The following is an 18796-nucleotide window of genomic DNA, read 5'->3' as shown; positions in this document are numbered from 1 at the left end:
GCAGACCCGCGTGAGGAGTCCGCCGTGAGCCGATTGATCTACACCGCCTTCGTCTCGCTCGACGGCGTCGTCGAGGCCCCCGGCGGCGAGCCCGGGTACCGCAACACCGGCTGGACCTTCGCGGTGGAGTTCCTCGAGGAGGTCTACAGCCTCAAGGCCCGCGAGCAGGACGAGGCGGGCGCGATGATGCTCGGCCGCGTCAGCTACCAGGCCTTCTCCGCCGTGTGGCCGCAGATGACCGACGAGTTCCCCCGTTACAACGCCATGCCGAAGTACGTGGTGTCCACAACGTTGGTCGAGGGTGACCTCGTCGAGGGATGGGGGACGACGACGATCCTGCGCACGCTCGACGAGGTGGCCGCGGTGAAGGAGGCCGAACCGGCGCCGATCCTCGTGCACGGGTCGGCGACGCTGGCCCGGAACCTCTCCGACGCCGGGCTCATCGACCGCTATCACCTGCTGGTGTTCCCGTTCATCCTCGGCGCCGGCAAGCGCATGTGGAGCGACACCGACAAGCCCCGGCAGAAGCTGGAGTTGGTCGAGAGCGAAGCGTACCCCAACGGTGTGCAGAAGCTGATCTACGACGTCGGCGGATTCGACCCGGGCGTCTGAGATCTAGCGGGCCGCGCCGCGGGAGACCTCGGGCATCGTCACCGCCGACACCGCGCCGATCACCCCGAGCACCGCGAGGAAAACCAGCGCCCACTGCACGCCGATGACGGCGAGCGCCGAACTGATCCCGCCCACCACCAGCAGGATGATCCCCATGGCCGTGTTGCCCACTGCCACGTAGGTCGTCCGGAGGTCACCCTCGGCCACGTCCACCACGTAGGTCTTGCGTCCGACGCGGACGCCGGAGTGCAGCAGCGTGAGCAGGAAGTAGGCCCCGACGAAGACCGTGGCCCCGAGTGCCGACCCGCCGTCGAAGCCCGGGATCGAGACCGCGAGCACCAACGCGACCGCCACCGCCGATGCGGCCGTGGCGGCGCCCGCCATGAGCAGTCGGCTCGACCGGTCGGCCAGGCGCCCAAAGACGCGCCCCCCGATCAGTGACGCCACTCCCGAGGCGAGGATGAACCCGCCCAACCCGGCCAGCGCCCCGGTGCCCGAGGCGACCGACATCGACACGATGAACGGCGGGCTCAGCGAGGACACCAACAGCAGGCCGCGGACGGTGACGAACTTGCGGAACGTGGCGTCGTCCCGGAACAGTCGCGCCGCGTCCGCGAACCACGTCGACGACTCCTCCAATGCACCGCCGGCGGCCGCGCCGTGGTCCTTCGCCGCGCCGTGGTCCTTCGCCGCGCCGTGGTCTTTCGTCGCGCCAGGGTCCTTGCCACCCCGGCGGGAGCGCCCGTCGCCGGCCGGCTCGACCACGCGGGAGTACGTCGACGCCGAGAGCAGCCACAGCACCGCGCCCGCCACCAGCAGGAACGCCAGTTCGGTGCTGTCGAGGTCGCCGCCGCCGAGGATCCGGATGGCCAGGCCGAGGGTGATCGCGACCAACCCCGCCGCCGACGTGGCCAACCCGATGATCTGGCCGCGCTCCCCCGACGGGATGGTTCGGCCCTGCACGTCCTTCGACGCGATCGAACACAGGCAGCGGCCCAGCGAGAACACCACGAGTGCGACCAGGATGCCGACGCCCGCCGCCGTCCCGTACCCGAGGGCGGCGATCGCGGCCATCACCGCCACCGATGCCGCCTGCACCAGCGCGCCCGTGACGAACACCCACTTGCGTTGGCGCACCCGCACCACCAGCGGGGTGAGGAACGCCTGCGGCAGCATCGACCCGGACTCCCGGATCGGCACCAGCAGACCCACCAGCGCCGCCGGCACCCCGAGCACGTGGAACAGCCACGGCAGCACGGTCGACGCGTTGACCGTCTGGTCACCCGAGGACTGCAGCGTGTTGGCGGCCACGAGCCGCAGCCCGTTGCGCGGGAGTTCGCGGCGGACGACGTCGGGGAGGTCGCGTTCGGCGTCGGCATCGCGGGTGACGAGGCGAGAATAGAAGCGGTCGGCGGTGGTCACCATTCAAGAGGGTAGCGGCCCGCCGGCCGGGGCATCCGGGCCCCTTCGCGGCCTCGGACAGACGACGACCGGCGCCGGGGGATCACCCCGGCGCCGGTCGTGTGCTCTCTGCGCGCGTCCGCCCGGATCAGGCAAGCGGACGCGCCCGGATCAGGCGAGCGGGCCGCCGCAGTTCGGCCACGCGCCCGGGCCCTGGCCCGCGAGCACGCGTTCGCCGATCTGGATCTGCTGCTCGCGCGTGGCCTGGTCGGCCGTCGCGGCGAACTCGCCGCCGCCGTACCCGCTCCACGTCTGGGCCGCGAACTGCAGGCCGCCGTAGTAGCCGTTGCCGGTGTTGATGTGCCAGTCGCCACCGGACTCACACTGCGCGACCTGGTCCCACGCGCTCGGCGGGGCCGCGTTCGCCGCCGGAGCGGCCAGTGACGCGCCCCCGGCGGCGATACCGCCGGCCATGATCGCGCCGGTCAGGGTTCGTACGAGCTTCTTCTGCATCTGCGTGACCTCCTGTGGGTCTCGTGTCGTGCGTCGACCTCTTGTCGTGGCGGCCGACCCTACGAACTGACCGGCGGGCCCCCGCAACCCCCTCCGCGGGTCCGGGGCCGGGGTCGACCAGCACATGGGGGCACGGCGGGGACGGATCATTGCTGGTCACCGCACCGGTTCGGCGGGATCGACGCCAGGCGGACCGGTCGCGTGAGAAGGCTCACCTCGTCGTCGTCGCCCCGCGGGATCTCCGCACTCGTGCACGGCCACCGTGCGGCCGTCGATGTCCACCCGGTGGTCGGTCATGTCGACGAGCCTAGGGGTGCCTGGACATCCGGCGGGGCGCCGCTCATCCACTTCCACGGCACACCGGGATCGCGGCTCGAGGCGGACTTCGGGGCCAGGCTCGCCGAACGGGCCGGCGTCCGCGTGATCGGATTCGACCGACCCGGGTACGGCCGGTCGGACGCAGGGCCGATCAGCCTGGCCGGCGTCACACGTGATGTAGAGGCGATCGCCGATGCCCTGGGCCTCGGGAGGTTCGCGGTGTCGGCATGGTCGGGCGGCGGGGCGTTCGCGCTGGCCACCGCCGCCGCGCTGCCAGGGCGGGTGCTGCGGGTCGGGGTCTCCGGTGGTCTCGCGCCGTACGAGGGCAGGCCGGGCGCACGGGAGTCACTCACGCCGAACGACCTCGACGCGCTGTCGCACCTGCCCGACGACCCGGCCCGGGCGGCGGAGGTGTTCCGCACCGGCAACTCCGACTTCCTCGACGCGATGCTCTCGGTCCGCGACGACGAGGCGGCGCCCTGGGTCGACTGGATGTTCGCGGCCAGCGACCCGGCCGTGGTCGCGGACCCCGACGCCCGACACGCCCTGTTCGTCAACTTCCGCGAGGCGCTCCGCCGGGGCGCCGACGCGATCGCGTGGGACAACGTCGCGTTTGTGGGACCCTGGGGTTTCCGGGTCGAGGACATCGCCGCGCCGGTGCTGCTCTGGTACGGCGACGACGACGAGATCGCCCCACCCGACCACGGGCGATGGCTCGCCGCGCATCTGGGCTCGGCCCACCTGACGGTCTACGAGGGCCAGGGGCACCTGCTGCCGCTGGCCCACTGGGACGAGATGCTGCGCGCGCTGACCGCGCCGGCGTGAGCTCGCCCGCTCGGTCTCGTCGGCGTGAGGTCGCCCGGGTGAGCTCGCCCGCTCGGTCTCGCCCGCTCGAGTTCGCCCGCTCGAGTTCGCCCGCTCGAGTTCACGGGAGAGATGGCCGTGCACTCCCGCCGCCCGGCGAACATACTGGCCGCATGAGTGACTACACGAAGGGCGACCACGTCGAGTGGAACTCCGAGGCCGGGATGGTGCGCGGCGTGATCCGCGAGATCCACACCGAGGACGTCGAGTTCAAGGGGCGCATGCGGCGCTGCAGCACGGACGAACCGCAGTACGAGATCGAGAGCGACAAGACCGGCCACCTGGCCATGCACAAGGGCTCTGCACTACGGAAGATCGACTAGTCGGGGCCGGCGCGCGCGGGGGGGCCGGCGCGCGCGGGGGGCCGGCGCGCGCAGAGGCAGGAGCAGCGGCGGGAGGCTGCGTGGCGCTACGATCTGCCCCTCCGGATGCGAACCGCCCGCGGGGCTCCGGGCGCGGTTCGGGATCCGGAGGGTGGATCGTTGGTCGAGAGCGGCGGGTCAGCCGGAGACGGCGGAGGCGAGGTTGGACAGCGAATCCTCCATCTGCTGCTCCGACACCAGCGGGAACGACACCTTCTTGAGCACGTCCTTGTCCGTGACCTTGGACCAGTCGTAGGTGTGACGCACCAGTGTGGAGTCCGGGCCCTGCGCCTCGAGCTCCCAGACCCACTCCCAGCCCTTGGGGTCGGTGCCGGCGGGTGCGGGCTGCCACGCCAGGATCTTGTCCTTGCCGTAGCCGGTCACGTGGTTGTCCATGCGGTACTCACCGCCCATGTGCTCGCCCTCCATGTCCATGGAGAAGACGTCGCCGACCTGCTGGATGCGGTCGGACTTGTAGTCGCCCCGGACGAAGCCCGACCCGTCGAGACGGGCGTGGTTCTCCGGGTTGGAGAGGAACTCGAAGATCTCGGCCGCCGAGTGGTCGATCACGCGCTCGACGGTGATGGCAGTGGAATTACTCATGACCCCACCGTGCACCCCGGGACAGCGGAACGCATCCGGTCGGTCGTCCGCTCCGAATTCACCGTGGATTCACCCCGATAGCCCTAGCCCGACCGATGCGGGTGCCAGGATGGGATATCGATTCGAAGGTCCTAGATTGGGAGTGGTCGCTGTGTCGAGGTCTGTTGGTCGCCGGGCAGTTCTGGCGTCGGTCGCGGTGTTCGCGGCCGGCGCCCTCGGATTGGCGGGCTGTTCCGAGCCCGCCACCACGGGCTCCGGCGAGACGTCCGACTCCGCGGCCGCGTCCGGGGAGGTCACCCTGTACACCTCGGAACCCCAGGCCAAGATCGACGAGATCATCTCCGCGTTCAACGAGGAGCAGCCGGACATCGAGGTGAAGGTCTTCCGAGCGGGCACCGGCGACCTCAAGGCCCGCATCGAGGCGGAGCGGAGCACCGGCGCGGTGGCCGCCGACATCCTGCTCGCCGCCGACGTCCCGACGTTCGAGCAGTACAAGGACCAGGACCTCTTCCAGGAGTTCGAGCCGAGCGAGGCCGACGCCATCGAGGACGTCGCCGTCGACCCGGACGGGTTCTACGTCGGCACCCGCATCATCCCCACCGTGATCGCCTACAACACAGGCGACGTCACGGACCCGCCCACGTCCTGGGCCGAGCTGGCCGAACCGGAGTACCTCGACCGGATCATCCTGCCCAACCCGGACGTCTCCGGTGCGGCCGCCTTCAACGCCGCGGCGTGGAGCCTGCAGCCCGACCTCGGCGAGGAGTGGATCAACCGGCTCGGCGCCAACAATCCCCAGGTGGCCGAGTCGAACGGCCCCGTCTCGCAGGCCGTCGCCGAGGGATCCAAGCCCGTCGGCATCGTGGTGGACTACCTGGTCCGCGATCTCGCCGCGCAGGGCTCGCCCATCGCCGTGAGCTACCCGAGCGAGGGCGTCCCCTACATCACCCAGCCCGGCGCGGTCTTCGCCGACGCCCCGAACCCCGAGGCCGCCAAGCTCTTCCTCGACTTCATCGTGTCCCAGAAGGGCCAGCAGATCGCGGTCGAGCAGAACTACCTGCCCGTCCGTGACGACGCCGGGACCCCCGAGGGCGCCCCGGCGCTCACCGACATCACGCTGTTCGACCAGGACCTCGAGGCGATCGCCGCCTCCCAGGACGAGGCCGTGGCCGCCTTCAACGCCGCCGTCCGGTAGGTGACGCTCCCCCTCCGGCTGGCACTGTGGGCGTCCCTCGCGGGCGTCATGGTCGTGCCCCTGGCCCTGGTCATCTCCCTGGGGCTGGGGGCCAACCACCTCCCTGAACTCATCGACCAGGGCCTGCTCCGCGCCACCGCCAACAGTCTCGTCAGCTCGCTGCTCTCGGCGATCGGGGCGGTCATCATCGGCACGCTGATGGCGTTCCTGCTCGACCGCACCGACCTGCCCGGTCGCGGCGCGCTCCGACTGTTGCTGCTCACCCCGCTGTTCATCCCGCCGTTCATCGGCGCCATCGCGTGGAGCGGCCTGCTCACCGACGGCGGCCTGGTGGACCGGGTGCTGGGGTTCTCCCCGTGGAACTTCTACGGCGGGCCCGGGGTGGTCTTCCTCCTCACCCTGCACGCCTACCCGATGGCCTACTTCGTGGTGGCCGCGGCGCTGCGCAGGATCCCCGCCGAACTGGAGGAGGCGAGCCGCCTCTCCGGTGCCCGGCCGTCGCGGACGCAGGTCGACATCACGCTGCCGCTGATCCGCCCGGCCATGGCGGCGGCGTTCACCCTGACCTTCGTCAGCGGGATCGGCGACTTCGGCATCCCCGTCATCGTCGGCCTCCCGGCCGGCTACGAGACGCTCTCCACCATGGTCTACCGGTTCCTCGAGTCGGGTTCCGTGGCCTCACCGCTGCAGACCGTCTCCCAGATCGGGGTGGTGCTGCTCCTGCTCGGCGTCCTGGGCACGCTGCTGGACCGGCAGGTCACCAAGGGGTCCGTGGAGTTCGGCGGCACCGGACGTCCCGCCGACCCCCAGGCCCTCGGCCGTGCGCGCGTCCCGCTCGGGGTGATCGCGTGGGTCGTCAGCGTGGTGGTGACCCTCGCCCCGCTCGTCGGGCTGGCCGTCCGGGCGCTCCTGCCCGCCCCGGGGGTCCCGCTCACCCTCGAGACCGCGACCCTGGACAACTTCCGCCGCGCGCTCACCGCCTCCACCACCATCGACGGCGTGACCAACTCCGTGGTGCTCGCGCTCGGCGCGGCCCTGGTCTGCGGCGTCCTCGGCCTGCTCGTCGCGCTGTTCACCACGCGGTTGGCCGGTCGGGACCGGGAGCCGATGCTCCTGTCGGTGCTCCTCCCGCAGGCCGTGCCGGGCCTCGTGATCGCCACCGGGTGGCTCATCCTCGGCCGCTACACCGGGCTGTTCAACACCCGCTGGGTCATCCTCGGCGCGTACGTCACGGCGTTCACCGCGATCGTCGTCCAGACCGTCCGCGGACCGCTCGCGGGGATCCACTCGTCGATGGAGGAGGCCGCGCGGATCGGCGGGGCGAAGGCACTGCGCTCCCGCCTCGACACCAGCGTGCGCCTGGCGTTGCCGTCGGTCGGGATCGGCATGATCATGGTCGCGGTGACGGCGGTCCGCGAACTCACGCTCTCGGTCCTGCTCGTCGCGCCCGGCACCCAGACCCTCGGCGTGGTGATCTTCCAGTACCAGCGGGCGGGGGACTACAACGCCTCCTCCGCCCTGTCCGTGGTCCTCATGGTGGTGGGCCTGCTGGTCCTGGCCGCCTTCGGCGCCCGTTACAGCCGACCCGCCACCGGGTCCGAATCCGCACCCAGGAGTATCCGTGCCTGAACTCGTCGCCCACGGCGTCGGCGTCCGCTTCGGCGAGACCGTCGCCCTCGACAACCTCGACGTGCGGGTGGACTCCGGCCGGATCCTCGCGCTCGTGGGGCCGTCCGGGTCCGGCAAGTCCACCTTCCTGCGCGCCATCGCCGGATTCGAACGCCCCACCGCGGGAACGATCCGGGTCGGCGACAGGACCCTGGTCGGCGACGGCATCCACCTCCCGCCCGAGGAGCGGGGTCTCGGCATGGTCTTCCAGCACCACGCCGTGTGGCCGCACCTCAGCGTGGAGGACAACGTCGCCTACCCCCTGCGGCGTGCGAAGGTCCCGGCCGCCCGGCGGCGTCGACTCGTCGCGGAGGCACTCGAGACCGTCGAACTGGGCGACTTCGCCCGTCGTCGCCCCGACACCCTGTCCGGCGGCCAGCGGCAGCGGGTCTCGCTCGCCCGGGCGATCGTCGCGCGGCCGGGGGTGCTGCTCCTCGACGAGGCCCTGTCCGCACTCGACGAACCCCTCCGCGCATCCCTCCGACTCATGCTCCGCCGACTGGCCGCCGAGCACGACCTCACGATGGTCCACGTGACCCACGACCGCGGTGAGGCACTGGCGATCGGGGACGAGGTGGCCGTCCTCCACCGGGGCCGGCTGGTGCAGTGCGACGTGCCCGACCAGCTCGACGCCGCGCCGAACAGCGCGTTCGTCGCGGGCTTCCTGCACGATGCCACGCTCGTCGACGGGACCGTCTCCGGTGACGGGTTCCGGTCCGACACCGGCGGGATCACCCTGCGCCCCGACGCGCTGACCGGCCCCGCCGGATCCGTGACGGGCCCGGCGACGCTCGCCCTCCTGCCGGCCGGGCTCGCCCTGTCCACTCCGGGCGACGGGGGTGGGACCGCGGCCGGCTCAGGAGTGGGGCCTGGGGCCGGGGCCGGTCCGGCGGTCGGGGCCGGGCCCGACCGGATCGGCGCGGAGTTCGTCACCTCGCTGTACGGCCGTAGCGGTCGGACCGTCATCTGCCGGCACGAGGACATCGAGCTGCGGGTCCTCGTGCCGCCGGGCACCGCCGTGCCGACGCGGGTGGGCGAGGCCGTGGGGATCGACGTACGCCGCGGGTTCGTCTACCCACGGGACTGAGACCCGGACCCAAGCCCGCACGATCCACCTATCGGAAGACGATCCACCTACGGAGGTCCGTAGGTGACGCGCAATCCGATAGGTGGATTTCGGCGGGGGCCGGGCTCGGTCGCACTGGGCCGGGCTCGGTCACAGTGGGCCCGTCCCCGTCCCCGTCCGCGCTCAGCGGCCGCGCGCCACGACCCTGCCGATGAGGCGCGTCGAGCCCAGGAAGGGCACGCGGGTGAAGCGCTTGGAGTACCAGAAGAACGTCGCCAGGGCGTCGGGCGTGATCACCACGCGCCGGGCCTCGATGCCACGCACCGACCGCCTCGCGATGATCTCCGACGTCAACCGCGTCCGCGACAGCAACTTGCGTGCCATCTCGTCCGCCCGCGCGTCCTCACCGGACAGGGAGTCCGCCAACCCGGACCGGAAGAACTGCGGGCAGATCACCGACGTCGACACCCCGCGGGGCCGCAGCTCGGCGTCCAGGGTCTCCCCCAACGCCACCGCCGCGGCCTTGGTCGCGTTGTAGGCGCCCATCTGGGGTGCATGCACCAGCCCGGCGGCGGAAGCGGTGATGACCAGTCGACCACCCCGACCCAGCTTGGGGGCGAGCGCCCGGCAGCCGCGCACGACGCCGAGCAGGTTGATGTCCACGATCCGCTGCCACGCCTCCATCGAGGTGGAGCCGAGCGCACCGCCGATCGCGATCCCCGCGTTGTTGACGAGGATGTCCAGCGACTCGATCTCCTCCGCGGCGGCCCGCCAGTCGTCATCCGAGGTGACGTCGACCCGGCGGTACGTCCACCGCCCCACCAGTTCCTGCACGGCGGGCGGGGGCTCGGCGTGGAGGTCCGTGAGGATCACCTCGTCCCCGAGTGCCAGGTACTCCCTGGCCAGCGCCAGCCCCAACCCCGACGCGGCACCGGTGATGAACACGCGCCTGCCACCACCGTCGGCGACCGCCCGCCCGGACCGTTCGGCACTCTTCCGTGGGAGAAATCGGCTCATGCGGTGGCCACCTCGTCGTCGTAGTCGTCTTGGTGATCCCGTGCGTCCTCGACCTGCCCACCGTCGGGGCCGACGCCGGCGGCCCCGGGTCCACGGCGGGCGCCGGTGAGCTCCACGCGGTCCCCGAACGCCATCTCGCGGCGCTGGTCGCCGAAGGCCAGCTCGGGGATCTCCACCAGGAAGTTCTGGACGTAACGCCACGGCCGGGTCGTGCCCTGCTTGGGGAACTTGTGGCCGTCGCGCTGGATGTACCCGGCGTCGAAGTCCAGCAGGAGCTGGTCGGCCGGCCCGGCAGGAAGGCGCGGCGCGTACACCGACTCGCCCGCCTTCCACAGCTTGACCATGTACCGGGAGACCAGGTCCGCGCGCAGTGTCCAGGACGAGTTGATGTAGCCGACCGTGAAGCTGAAGTTGGGCACGCCCGCCAGCATCATGCCGCGGTAGGTCGCCAACCTCGGGACGTCCAGCGCCTCGCCGTCGATACTCAGCGTGCCGCCGCCGAACGCCTCGAGCCGCAGGCCGGTGGCGGAGATGATGACGTCGGCCTCGATCTCCTCGCCCGACCGCAGGCGGATCCCGGCGGGCGTGAACCGGTCGATGTGCCCGGTGACCACCCGTGCGCCACCACGCTGGATCGCCCGGAAGATGTCCCCGTCGGGGGCCTTGCACACGCGCTGGTCCCACGGCCGGTACGGCGGCGTGAAGTGCTCGTCGATCTGCTCGGACGAGATGTAGCGCCTCTGCATGAGCCGCAGCCCCGCCTTGAACAGCCAGGGCAGCCGCTGTGCGATGACGAACTGGGCCGTGTCCCGCGCACCGTGGTTGAGGCGCGCCGCCCGGTAGCTCCACGGAGCGGGCAGCAGTCGGCGCCACACCGCGCTGATGAGGTCCTTCTCCGGCAGCGGGCCGACATAACTGGGGGTGCGCTGGAGCATGGTCACGTCCGCGCCCAGCTCGGCGAGCGCCGGCACCAGCGTCACGGCCGTCGCGCCCGACCCGATCACCACGAACTTCCGGCCGGTGTAGTCGAGGTCGGCGGGCCACTGCTGGGGGTGGATGATCTCGCCGCGGAAGTCCTCCTCCCCGGGGAACTCGGGGCGGAACCCCTCGGCGTGCGAGTAGTAGCCGGAGCCGAAGTGCACGCGCCGCGCCCACACAATGCGTTCGCGGTCGTCGGTGACGCAGGTGATCCGGTAGAGCTGGTGGTCACTGCGCCAGTCCGCGTCGGCGACCCACGAGCGCAGGTGCAGGCGGTCCAGCGCGCCGGCCTCGCGGGCCGTGTCGCGGAGGTACTCCTTGATCTCCGCGCCGCTGCCGAGGGTCGAGGCGTGTGGCCAGGGCCGGAACGGGAACCCGAAGGTCGCCATGTCCGAGTCCGAGCGGATGCCGGGGTAGCGGAACGTGTGCCACGTGCCCCCCAGGTCGTCATGGGCGTCGTGTATCTCCCATCGCCAGTCGGGGAACGCCTCGTGCACGTGGTGGGCCAGGTCGATGCCGGACAGGCCCGCCCCGACGATCAGCAGGTCCAGCGGGTCTCCGGGCGTTGCGCCCGGGCCGTCCGGACGCTCGGTGGAATTGATCATGACCGGTACGGTATCCGCCGACGGCACCGCAGGCTTGCCGAAATGCGCCAATAAGTTGCTCGATCGCGCCAAGTGCCGCAGGGTGGTCCCATGGCGTTCATCCGATCGGCCGGCCTGCGCGGGGTCCGGCAGGTGGTCACCGAGCTCGGCGGCGACCCCGACGACCTCGCCCGCCGGTCCGGCCTCCCCGCCGGCGCGCTCGACAGTGACGAGATCCTGGTGGAGGACCTGTCGATCGCCCTCCTGCTGGAGACCGCGGCCGCGGAGCTCCGGTGCCCCGACCTGGGACTGCGCGTCGCCGGGCACCAGGATCTCGACATGCTCGGCCCGGTCGCCGTGGCCGTGAAGAACGCCCGGACCACCACGCAGGCGCTCGAGATGACCTCCAAGTACCTGTTCTTCCACTCCCGCTCCATCGAGATCACCGTGGTGCCCGATCCGCGCGACGAGGCCGACATACTGGGGGTGCGGTTCGGCTACCGGGACCCCGGGCAGCTCATCCCGCCGCAGACGGTGGATCTCGTCCTGCTTTTCCTCCACCGCGCCATGCGCAGTGTGCTCGGCGGGGACTACGGCCTGGTGTCCGTCGACCTGCCCAACCCGCTCAACACCGACGCCGCACGGTACGAATCGCTCTTCGGCGCGCCGGTCACGCCGTCGACCGCGGCCGCGGTGCTGCGCGTGCCGGCCGCACTCCTGGGCCGCACCATCTCGGGCGGCGACGAGGCGGTCCAGCAACTCGCGCTGCGGTACCTGGACCAGCACATCCCCGAGGACCGGCGGAGCATGACCGAACGGACGCGCGCGGTCCTGCACCAGTCCCTCGACACCGGCACCTCGTCGCTGCCCCAGGTCGCGAGGTTGCTCTCGGTCTCCCCCCGCACGCTGCAACGCGGGCTGGCCGGGGAGGGCACGAGTTTCGCGACCCTGCGGGACGAGGTCCGCCGCGACATCGCTGTGCGCCTGCTCACCACCACGGAGATCCCGCTGGCCCAGATCGCCTCGGCGCTGGCCCTCGGCGACGCCACGACGTTCAGCCAGTACGCGAGGCGATGGTGGGGGATGACCGCGCGCGAGTTCCGGCACGGGCACACGACCCCGCCCGGAGTGGGACAATCGCGCACATGAGCGACACCCCCGCGTCCGACCCGTTGGCGATGTTGCGTTCCGGGCGAAGCCTCCCGGACGGCACCTCGATGGACGACCCCATCCGGGAGCAGATCCTCGACGCGGCGTCCGCACAGTTCGAGAGCGTGGGGATCGCCCGGTCCACGATGAACGACATCACCCGGCGGGCCGGGCTGGCGCGGATGACGCTGTACCGGCGCTTCGCCAACAAGCAGGAACTGGTCGAGGCCACGCTGCTGCGCGAAGCCGCCTGGTTCCTCGCCGACCTGCAGCGGGAGATCGACGCCCACGCCACGGTGGAGGACAAGCTCACCGAGGGCTTCGCGTTCACCGTCGAGACGCTCCGCGACCACGACCTGCTCAACCGTCTGCTGGAGACCGAGCCGGAGGCGACCGTCCCGCACTTCACGGTGCAGGGGGCGCCGCTCATCACCGCCGCCGCACACTTCCTGGCCGCCGAGATCTCGCGGACCGTCCCCGACTCCCGCCCCTACGAGGAACTGCTCGTCGGGGCCGAGCTCACGGTCCGCCTCGTCATCTCGTTCGTCCTCACGCCGTCGACCGCCATCGATCTGGACGACCCCGAGGTCTCCCGGGCGTTCGCACGCACCCACCTGGGCCCGCTGCTCGGCGGTGGACTCGCCGAGGGCTGACCCGCACCGCCGTGCAGAGCCCCGCCGTGCAGAGCCCCGCCGCGCAGATCTGAACCGAACCTCATGAATGGTTGACGAATCGCCTCTGCGTGTCTAGCGTCAGGTACAAATAGATCGCGGATGTCACTCTGTCACCGTCGATTCTCAGTCCACGCTCCCGATCCACGAGTCGGGAACCGGAAGGATGAGCCATGACCGCTGTCGCCCCCTCCCCGTCGGCCACCACCGAGGAGTACGAGGACACGCTCCGGCGCCTGTCGCACGCCTCGGTCCACCGCAGCTTCGACGCCTTCAAGGACATCCCGTGGGACGACCCGGACTTCGCGGTGGACCCCACCGACGAGCGCTGGATCCTGCCCGCCGGGATCGACCCGCTCGGCGGCCACCCGTGGTACCTGGGGCTGCCCCGGGAGAAGCAGATCGCGATCGGCCTGTGGCGTCAGGCCAACATCATGAAGGTCGGCCTGCAGTTCGAGAACATCCTCATCCGCGGGATCATGCAGTACGTCTTCAAGAGCCAGAACGGCGCCGCGGAGTTCCGGTACCTCACCCACGAGGCCACCGAGGAGTGCCACCACACCCAGATGTTCCAGCAGGGCGTGAACCGCATCGGCGCCGACGTGCCCGGCATGCCGCGGTGGATCCGGCGGCTGTCCCCGATCATCCCGCTCGCCGCGGGCCCGTTCCCGGTGGCGTTCTTCATCGGCGTCCTGGCCGGTGAGGAACCCATCGACCACACCCAGAAGCAGGTCCTGCGCAACTCGGACACCCTGCCGCCGGTCCTGTCCCGGATCATGGAGATCCACGTGGCCGAGGAGGCCCGGCACATCTCGTTCGCGCACACCTACGTGGCGCGCAACGCCCCCAAGCTGAGCCGCGGCCAGGCGATGACCGTCTCATTGGCCTTCCCCGTGATCATGCGGGTGCTGTGCGACGCGATCCTCAAGCCCACCAAGGAGTTCCGCGAGACGTTCGACATCCCGGATGAGGTCGTCCGCGAGTTGTACTGGGACAGCCCCGAGTCGCAGCGGTTCCTGTCGGACCTGTTCGGCGACGTACGCAAGCTCGCCGAGGACTCGGGCCTGATGAACCCGGCCGCGCGGCGGGTGTGGAAGGCCCTGAAGATCGACGGGCGCCCCTCCCGGTACCGCGGCGAGCCGCCCGTGGCGTTCCGCGACTAGGCCGCCGACATGCCCCACGTCGTCACTCAGGCCTGCTGCGCGGACGCCTCGTGCGTCCACGCCTGCCCGGTCAACTGCATCCACCCGACCCCCGACGAGCCCGACTTCGCCACCGCCGAGATGCTCTACATCGACCCGGTGTCCTGCGTGGACTGCGGGGCGTGCGTGGGGGCGTGCCCGGTCGGGGCGATCGTCCCGCACACCGCGTTGGCGCCCGAGCAGCAGGACTTCCTCGGGATCAACGAGGCACTGACCGGGGACGACCGGCCGAGCAGGCCCCAGGCCCGCGTCCCCACGATCGTCCGCCTCGGGCCCACCCGGACGACCCTGCGGGTCGCGGTCGTGGGAGCCGGCCCCGCCGCGCTGTACGCGGCGGACGAGCTCCTCCGCCAGCCCGGCGTGGAGGTGACGGTGTTCGATCGGCTCCCCGTCCCCCACGGGCTCGCCCGACATGGGGTGGCGCCCGACCACACCAGCACCCGCGCGGTCGCGGACCTGTTCACCGCGATCGAGGAGCAGCCCGGGTTCGGCTACCGGCTCGGCGTGCACGTCGGCGAGGACATCACCGCCGAGGAGTTGGCGGCCCACCACCATGCGGTGGTGTACGCGACCGGGGCCGGGACGGACCGCCCCCTGGACATCCCGGGGGTCGACCTGCCGGGGAGCACGTCGGCCACGCGGGTCGTCGGGTGGTACAACGACCATCCCGACCACGCCGACGCCGACGTCCCGCTGGATCACGAGCGGGCGGTGATCGTCGGCAACGGCAACGTGGCACTGGACGTCGCCCGGATCCTGGCCACCGACCCGGAGCGGCTCGCGGGCACCTCCATCGCCCGCCACGCCCTCGAGGCGCTGCGGGGAAGCCGGGTCCGTGAGGTCGTGGTTCTCGGCCGTCGCGGCCCCGAGCACGCGGCGTTCACCCTGCCCGAGCTGGTCGGTCTCGACGCACGTGAGGACATCGACCTGCGCGTCGACGCCCCCGACGGCATCGACCCGGACGCCGCGACCACCAGACAGGGCCGCCTGAAGCTGGAACTCCTGGCCCGGATCGCCGACCGGCCGAGCCGCGGGACCGCGGAGACGACCCCTCGTCGCCGGATCATCCTGCGTTTCGCGACCGCGCCCGTGGAGGTCGTGGGCACCGCGCGGACCGAGGGCCTGCGGGTGGTGCGCACGGAACCGGTCACCGACCCCGACGGCCGGGTGCGCGCCGTGCCCCGCCCGGGCTCCGAGGAGACCCTCGCGGCGGGCCTGGTCCTGGGCTCGGTGGGCTACCGCGGCGTGGCGGTGCCCGGGGTGCCGTTCGACCCCGCGTCCGCGACCATCCCCAGCCGCGAGGGCCGCGTCCTCGACGCCGCCGACGGCCGCGAGGTGCCCGGGCTCTACGTGGTCGGGTGGATCAAGCGGGGTCCGCGCGGGTTCATCGGCTCCAACAAGACGTGTGCGCGCGAGACGGTCAACTCTCTGCTCGCCGACGCGAACGAGGGTCGCCTACCCACTCCGGGCCCGGCCGCGCGGTTCGAGGAGTTGCTCCGGAGCCGCCGTCCGGTCCCGGCGACCGTCTAGCCGTACCGAACCGTCTGGCTGTACCGAACCGTCCAGCTGTACCGCACCGTCTGGGTGTACCGAACCGCTCAGGCGGCCTGGTCGGCCGCGACCTGATCCGCGATGACCCTCGCGAGCCGCGCCAGCGGGGAGGCACCGTCGACGTCGGCTTCGTACAGCGCGGCGTACGCCGCGTCGCGATAGGTCAGGAGGGTGTCGGTGACGTCGTCGAGCTGACGGAGCAGATGGGGTGACCACAGTCCGGGATGCTCCACGACGTGCAGACGCAGGGCGACCCGGGTGCGGGAGTCGGGGAGGTTCTCGATCAGCTCGTCGTAGACCTGGACGGGCGTCAGGTCCGAGTCCCTCACGGCGCCGCGGAGCAGGTTCGACGGCTGCACGCCGCTCAGCGGATCGCCCGGCACGGACACCCAGTGGGTGCGCTCGGGGATCGGTCCGCGGCGCGGTCCCGCCACGCCCTGCCCGCCCGGATCGGACGTGCCGGCGAGCCAGCGGTCGCGCGGTCGGAACGGGTCGGCGACCAACCCCACGGCGGCGACCCGGTCGAGATCCTCCGGGTGGGCGTCCATCCAGTCGTGGATCACCCGGGTGCCGCAGCACGCCCCGATGAGCACGAGGTCGTCGGACGGGTGGAGATGGACGAGGCGGTTGAGGTCGGCCACCCCGGCCGCGGACGCCGATTCCCAGGTGTGCGACCGCCGGGGTCGACCCGACCCGGGTGCCGGCCACTGCACCCGCACGGCCTCCCGGGCGCCCGTCCATTAAGTGAGGTCGTCGACGAACCGTCCGAGGACGGCCGAGGTCTGACGGTACCCGCCGTCGCTGTCCGCGATGAGTAGTCGCACGTGGTGGCCTTCCGCCCGTCTCACGGCCCGGCCGTAAGATTGATGTGACAACCTCATTGTCGTACGAACGGCTGACAAACAGCCCCCACGGAAGATAAATGTTTCGTATCAATACGCGCGTACTGCTGGGGGAGTCGCGTCAGGTGCCGCAGTAGGTGACGTGCGGTGCGGCCTCGGGAGGGGCGGGACGTTCGTAGCGCTCGTAACCGGCGCGCCGGGTGTAGGGGTCGGTGACGACGACGAGGAGTTCGGACAGCGGCCCCATGTCCCCTGCCGTGGCCGCGTCGAGGGCCTCCTCGACGAGATGATTGCGCGGGATGTAGATCGGGTTGACCCGGTCCATCGATCCCCGGTCGGGTCGACGGGCCCGCCATGTCGTCAACCAGCCGTCCGCGAGCGCTCCGACCAGCTCGCGCACCGGCTGATCATCCCCGTCCGCGGCCGCCCCGAGCGCGCGGAAGAAACCGGTGTAGTCGGCCCGCGTCGCACTGAGCAACCGGGACAGCTCGTCGATGAGGTCGGTCGCCTCGGTGTCCCCGACCTCGTCCGGCAGGCCGATCTTGGCGCGCATCCCGGCCGTCCACGCCCGCTGGTAGTGCTCCGGGAACGTGCCCAGCATCTCGGTGAGGAGTCGGACCGCCTCGTCCTGGTCGGGGTCGACCAGCGGGACGAGGGTCTCGGCGAACCGGGCGAGGTTCCACTGCAGTACGGGCGGCTGGTTGGCGTAGGCGTAGCGGCCGCCGGTGTCGATGGAGCTGAAGACCGTGGCCGGGTCGAACTCGTCCATGAAGGCGCACGGCCCGTAGTCGATGGTCTCGCCCGAGATGGTGGTGTTGTCCGTGTTCATGACGCCGTGGATGAACCCCAGGAGCATCCAGCGGGCCACGAGCCCGGCCTGGTCGCGGAGCACGGAGGCGAACAGCTCCAGGTACGGGTTCTCCGCGTGGGCGGCGTGCGGGTGATGCCGGGCGATGGCATGGTCGGCCAGCCGACGCAGCAGCTCGTCGTCGTCGACCGATCGCGCGAACTGGAACGTCCCCACCCTCAGGTGGCTCGCGGCGACGCGCGCCAGCACCGCGCCCGGCAGCGGCGACTCGCGGTGGACGGTGTTCCCGGTGGCCACCACGGCGAGCGAGCGGGTGGTGGGCACGCCGAGCGCGTGCATCGCCTCGCTGATGACGTACTCGCGGAGCATGGGGCCGACCGCGGCCAGGCCGTCGCCGCCGCGGGCGAACGGCGTGCGCCCCGAACCCTTGAGGTGCAGGTCACGGCCATCGGGCAGCTCCCCCATCAGCAGGGCGCGCCCGTCCCCGAGCCGGGGCGAGTAGCCGCCGAACTGGTGGCCGGCATAGGCCTGGGCGACCGGCGTGGCCCCGTCCGGCACGTGGTTGCCCGTCAGCACCCGCACGCCCTCCTCGCCACGCAGGTAGTCGGCGTCCAGGCCGAGCTCGTCGACCAGCGCGTCGTTGAGCACGAGTAGCCGCGGCCCGGTCGCCTCCGCGGCCTTCCACGGCACGCCCAGTTCCGGCAACTCGCTCGCGTACCGGGTTCCGAGAGTGAGGGGGCGTGCGGTGTCCGTGGTCATGGCCCCGACGATACGGACGAGCCGCCGGGCGGGTCGGCGCGTGGACCGGGCTCACCGGGTCCGGCCCGGTCCTCTCCCGCACCATCGCGATCGGCGATCCTCTCCAGGAGCCACGAGGCGAGCGTCGCCGTGACCACGCCCAGCAGGGCGATCCCGCCGAACATGAGCCCCACCGCGATCGTGCGTCCCACCGGGGTCACCGGCGAGTAGTCGCCGTACCCCACGGACGTCACCGTCACGGTCGCCCACCACAGGGACTCACCCCATGTCTGGATCGACGCCCCCGGTGCCCCACGTTCCGCGTTCAACACCGCGAGCGAGGACACCACGAGCAGGACCGCCGTCCACCCCGCGGCGTAGGTGATCGCCTGACCGCGCACCACCGGGCCCGCCGACCGCCTCATCCCCCCGAGCAGGGTCACCAGCCGGAGCAGTCGCAGCGGTCGCAGGACCGGCAGAGCGATGACCGCGAGGTCGTACCAGTGCCTGAGCAACCACGGTCCGCTCCGCCAACGCCAACCTGACCACGAAGTCCACGGCGAACAGAACCCAGGTCCCCGCCATCACGATCCGGGTGACCACTGCCACCGGACCCCCGGGTTGTCCGACCACCATCACCGCGTAGGCGACCAG

General features: G+C 71.6%; 18 protein-coding genes. 10 read left to right on the top strand and 8 right to left on the bottom strand.

Annotated elements, in window-relative coordinates; genetic code table 11:
* Positions 1 to 24 precede the first annotated feature (24 nt).
* A complete protein-coding gene (locus AC3DEV_RS11130; RefSeq protein ID WP_488372138.1) occupies positions 25 to 612 on the top strand; it encodes a dihydrofolate reductase family protein in 588 nt (195 codons plus the stop codon).
* Between the two features lie 3 nt (positions 613 to 615).
* Here AC3DEV_RS11130 and AC3DEV_RS11125 read toward each other — a convergent pair whose 3' ends face one another.
* Together AC3DEV_RS11125 and AC3DEV_RS11120 are read right to left on the bottom strand one after the other, a co-directional pair.
* On the bottom strand, positions 616 to 2034 hold the full coding sequence (locus tag AC3DEV_RS11125; RefSeq protein WP_488372137.1) for an MFS transporter: 1419 nt from the start codon (positions 2032 to 2034) through the stop codon (positions 616 to 618).
* Positions 2035 to 2184: 150 nt separating this feature from the next.
* Positions 2185 to 2526: a transglycosylase family protein gene (locus AC3DEV_RS11120; protein ID WP_067713017.1), complete on the bottom strand. Its 342-nt coding sequence runs from the start codon at positions 2524 to 2526 to the stop codon at positions 2185 to 2187.
* Positions 2527 to 2727: 201 nt separating this feature from the next.
* Between AC3DEV_RS11120 and AC3DEV_RS11115 the strand changes: the two genes are divergently transcribed.
* Both AC3DEV_RS11115 and AC3DEV_RS11110 read left to right on the top strand, forming a co-directional pair.
* Positions 2728 to 3669 (top strand): alpha/beta fold hydrolase, encoded by a 942-nt coding sequence (locus AC3DEV_RS11115; RefSeq protein ID WP_488372136.1) that lies wholly within the window; start codon positions 2728 to 2730, stop codon positions 3667 to 3669.
* 152 nt (positions 3670 to 3821) lie between these two features.
* Entirely contained in the window at positions 3822 to 4031 is a 210-nt protein-coding gene (locus AC3DEV_RS11110) for a hypervirulence associated TUDOR domain-containing protein (protein WP_067713023.1), read from the top strand.
* 177 nt (positions 4032 to 4208) lie between these two features.
* Here AC3DEV_RS11110 and AC3DEV_RS11105 read toward each other — a convergent pair whose 3' ends face one another.
* A complete protein-coding gene (locus tag AC3DEV_RS11105) occupies positions 4209 to 4673 on the bottom strand; it encodes an SRPBCC family protein (RefSeq protein WP_159148539.1) in 465 nt (154 codons plus the stop codon).
* A 151-nt stretch (positions 4674 to 4824) separates the two neighbouring features.
* On the opposite strand from AC3DEV_RS11105, the gene AC3DEV_RS11100 reads away from it, so the two are divergent.
* The 3 genes from AC3DEV_RS11100 to AC3DEV_RS11090 are packed head-to-tail and all read left to right on the top strand — an operon-like array spanning position 4825 to position 8623.
* Entirely contained in the window at positions 4825 to 5868 is a 1044-nt protein-coding gene (locus tag AC3DEV_RS11100; RefSeq protein WP_259822885.1) for an ABC transporter substrate-binding protein, read from the top strand.
* A 48-nt stretch (positions 5869 to 5916) separates the two neighbouring features.
* Positions 5917 to 7497 carry an ABC transporter permease gene (locus AC3DEV_RS11095; RefSeq protein WP_363424934.1) on the top strand — a complete coding sequence of 527 codons (1581 nt, stop codon included), beginning with the start codon at positions 5917 to 5919 and terminating at the stop codon, positions 7495 to 7497.
* The gene (locus AC3DEV_RS11090) at positions 7490 to 8623 is read left to right on the top strand and encodes an ABC transporter ATP-binding protein (RefSeq protein WP_488372135.1); all 1134 of its coding nucleotides are present in this window, start codon (positions 7490 to 7492) and stop codon (positions 8621 to 8623) included. Before AC3DEV_RS11095 ends, AC3DEV_RS11090 begins: the two co-directional genes overlap by 8 nt.
* Positions 8624 to 8785: 162 nt before the next feature.
* Here the strand turns inward: AC3DEV_RS11090 and AC3DEV_RS11085 are convergent, their stop codons facing one another.
* Positions 8786 to 9619, bottom strand: a complete 834-nt coding sequence (locus tag AC3DEV_RS11085; RefSeq protein ID WP_488372134.1) for an SDR family NAD(P)-dependent oxidoreductase — start codon at positions 9617 to 9619, stop codon at positions 8786 to 8788.
* Positions 9616 to 11202: a flavin-containing monooxygenase gene (locus AC3DEV_RS11080; protein ID WP_488372133.1), complete on the bottom strand. Its 1587-nt coding sequence runs from the start codon at positions 11200 to 11202 to the stop codon at positions 9616 to 9618. Before AC3DEV_RS11080 ends, AC3DEV_RS11085 begins: the two co-directional genes overlap by 4 nt.
* 90 nt (positions 11203 to 11292) lie before the next feature.
* Here AC3DEV_RS11080 and AC3DEV_RS11075 point away from each other — a divergent pair, with 90 nt between their 5' ends.
* The 4 genes from AC3DEV_RS11075 (at position 11293) to AC3DEV_RS11060 (ending at position 15733) form a co-directional block, all read left to right on the top strand.
* On the top strand, positions 11293 to 12330 hold the full coding sequence (locus tag AC3DEV_RS11075) for an AraC family transcriptional regulator (protein WP_206474034.1): 1038 nt from the start codon (positions 11293 to 11295) through the stop codon (positions 12328 to 12330).
* On the top strand, positions 12327 to 12983 hold the full coding sequence (locus AC3DEV_RS11070) for a TetR/AcrR family transcriptional regulator (protein WP_120285539.1): 657 nt from the start codon (positions 12327 to 12329) through the stop codon (positions 12981 to 12983). Before AC3DEV_RS11075 ends, AC3DEV_RS11070 begins: the two co-directional genes overlap by 4 nt.
* 191 nt (positions 12984 to 13174) lie before the next feature.
* Positions 13175 to 14164, top strand: coding sequence for an AurF N-oxygenase family protein (locus tag AC3DEV_RS11065; RefSeq protein WP_253002737.1), 990 nt, complete (start codon positions 13175 to 13177; stop codon positions 14162 to 14164).
* A 9-nt stretch (positions 14165 to 14173) separates the two neighbouring features.
* On the top strand, positions 14174 to 15733 hold the full coding sequence (locus tag AC3DEV_RS11060; RefSeq protein WP_488372132.1) for an FAD-dependent oxidoreductase: 1560 nt from the start codon (positions 14174 to 14176) through the stop codon (positions 15731 to 15733).
* 68 nt (positions 15734 to 15801) lie between these two features.
* Here AC3DEV_RS11060 and AC3DEV_RS11055 read toward each other — a convergent pair whose 3' ends face one another.
* The 3 genes from AC3DEV_RS11055 to AC3DEV_RS11045 all read right to left on the bottom strand — a co-directional run bounded on the left by AC3DEV_RS11055 (position 15802) and on the right by AC3DEV_RS11045 (position 18657).
* The gene (locus tag AC3DEV_RS11055) at positions 15802 to 16467 is read right to left on the bottom strand and encodes a hypothetical protein (RefSeq protein WP_488372131.1); all 666 of its coding nucleotides are present in this window, start codon (positions 16465 to 16467) and stop codon (positions 15802 to 15804) included.
* A 250-nt stretch (positions 16468 to 16717) separates the two neighbouring features.
* On the bottom strand, positions 16718 to 18163 hold the full coding sequence (locus AC3DEV_RS11050; protein ID WP_488372130.1) for a protein adenylyltransferase SelO: 1446 nt from the start codon (positions 18161 to 18163) through the stop codon (positions 16718 to 16720).
* Positions 18160 to 18657 carry a potassium channel family protein gene (locus tag AC3DEV_RS11045; protein WP_488372129.1) on the bottom strand — a complete coding sequence of 166 codons (498 nt, stop codon included), beginning with the start codon at positions 18655 to 18657 and terminating at the stop codon, positions 18160 to 18162. Before AC3DEV_RS11045 ends, AC3DEV_RS11050 begins: the two co-directional genes overlap by 4 nt.
* Between the last annotated feature and the right edge of the window lie 139 nt (positions 18658 to 18796).

The organism is Dietzia sp. IBK-p2-15D, from assembly GCF_057773105.1.
The sequence above is the reverse complement of the archived record's forward strand: the minus strand, read 5'-3'. Positions and strand labels throughout refer to the sequence as shown.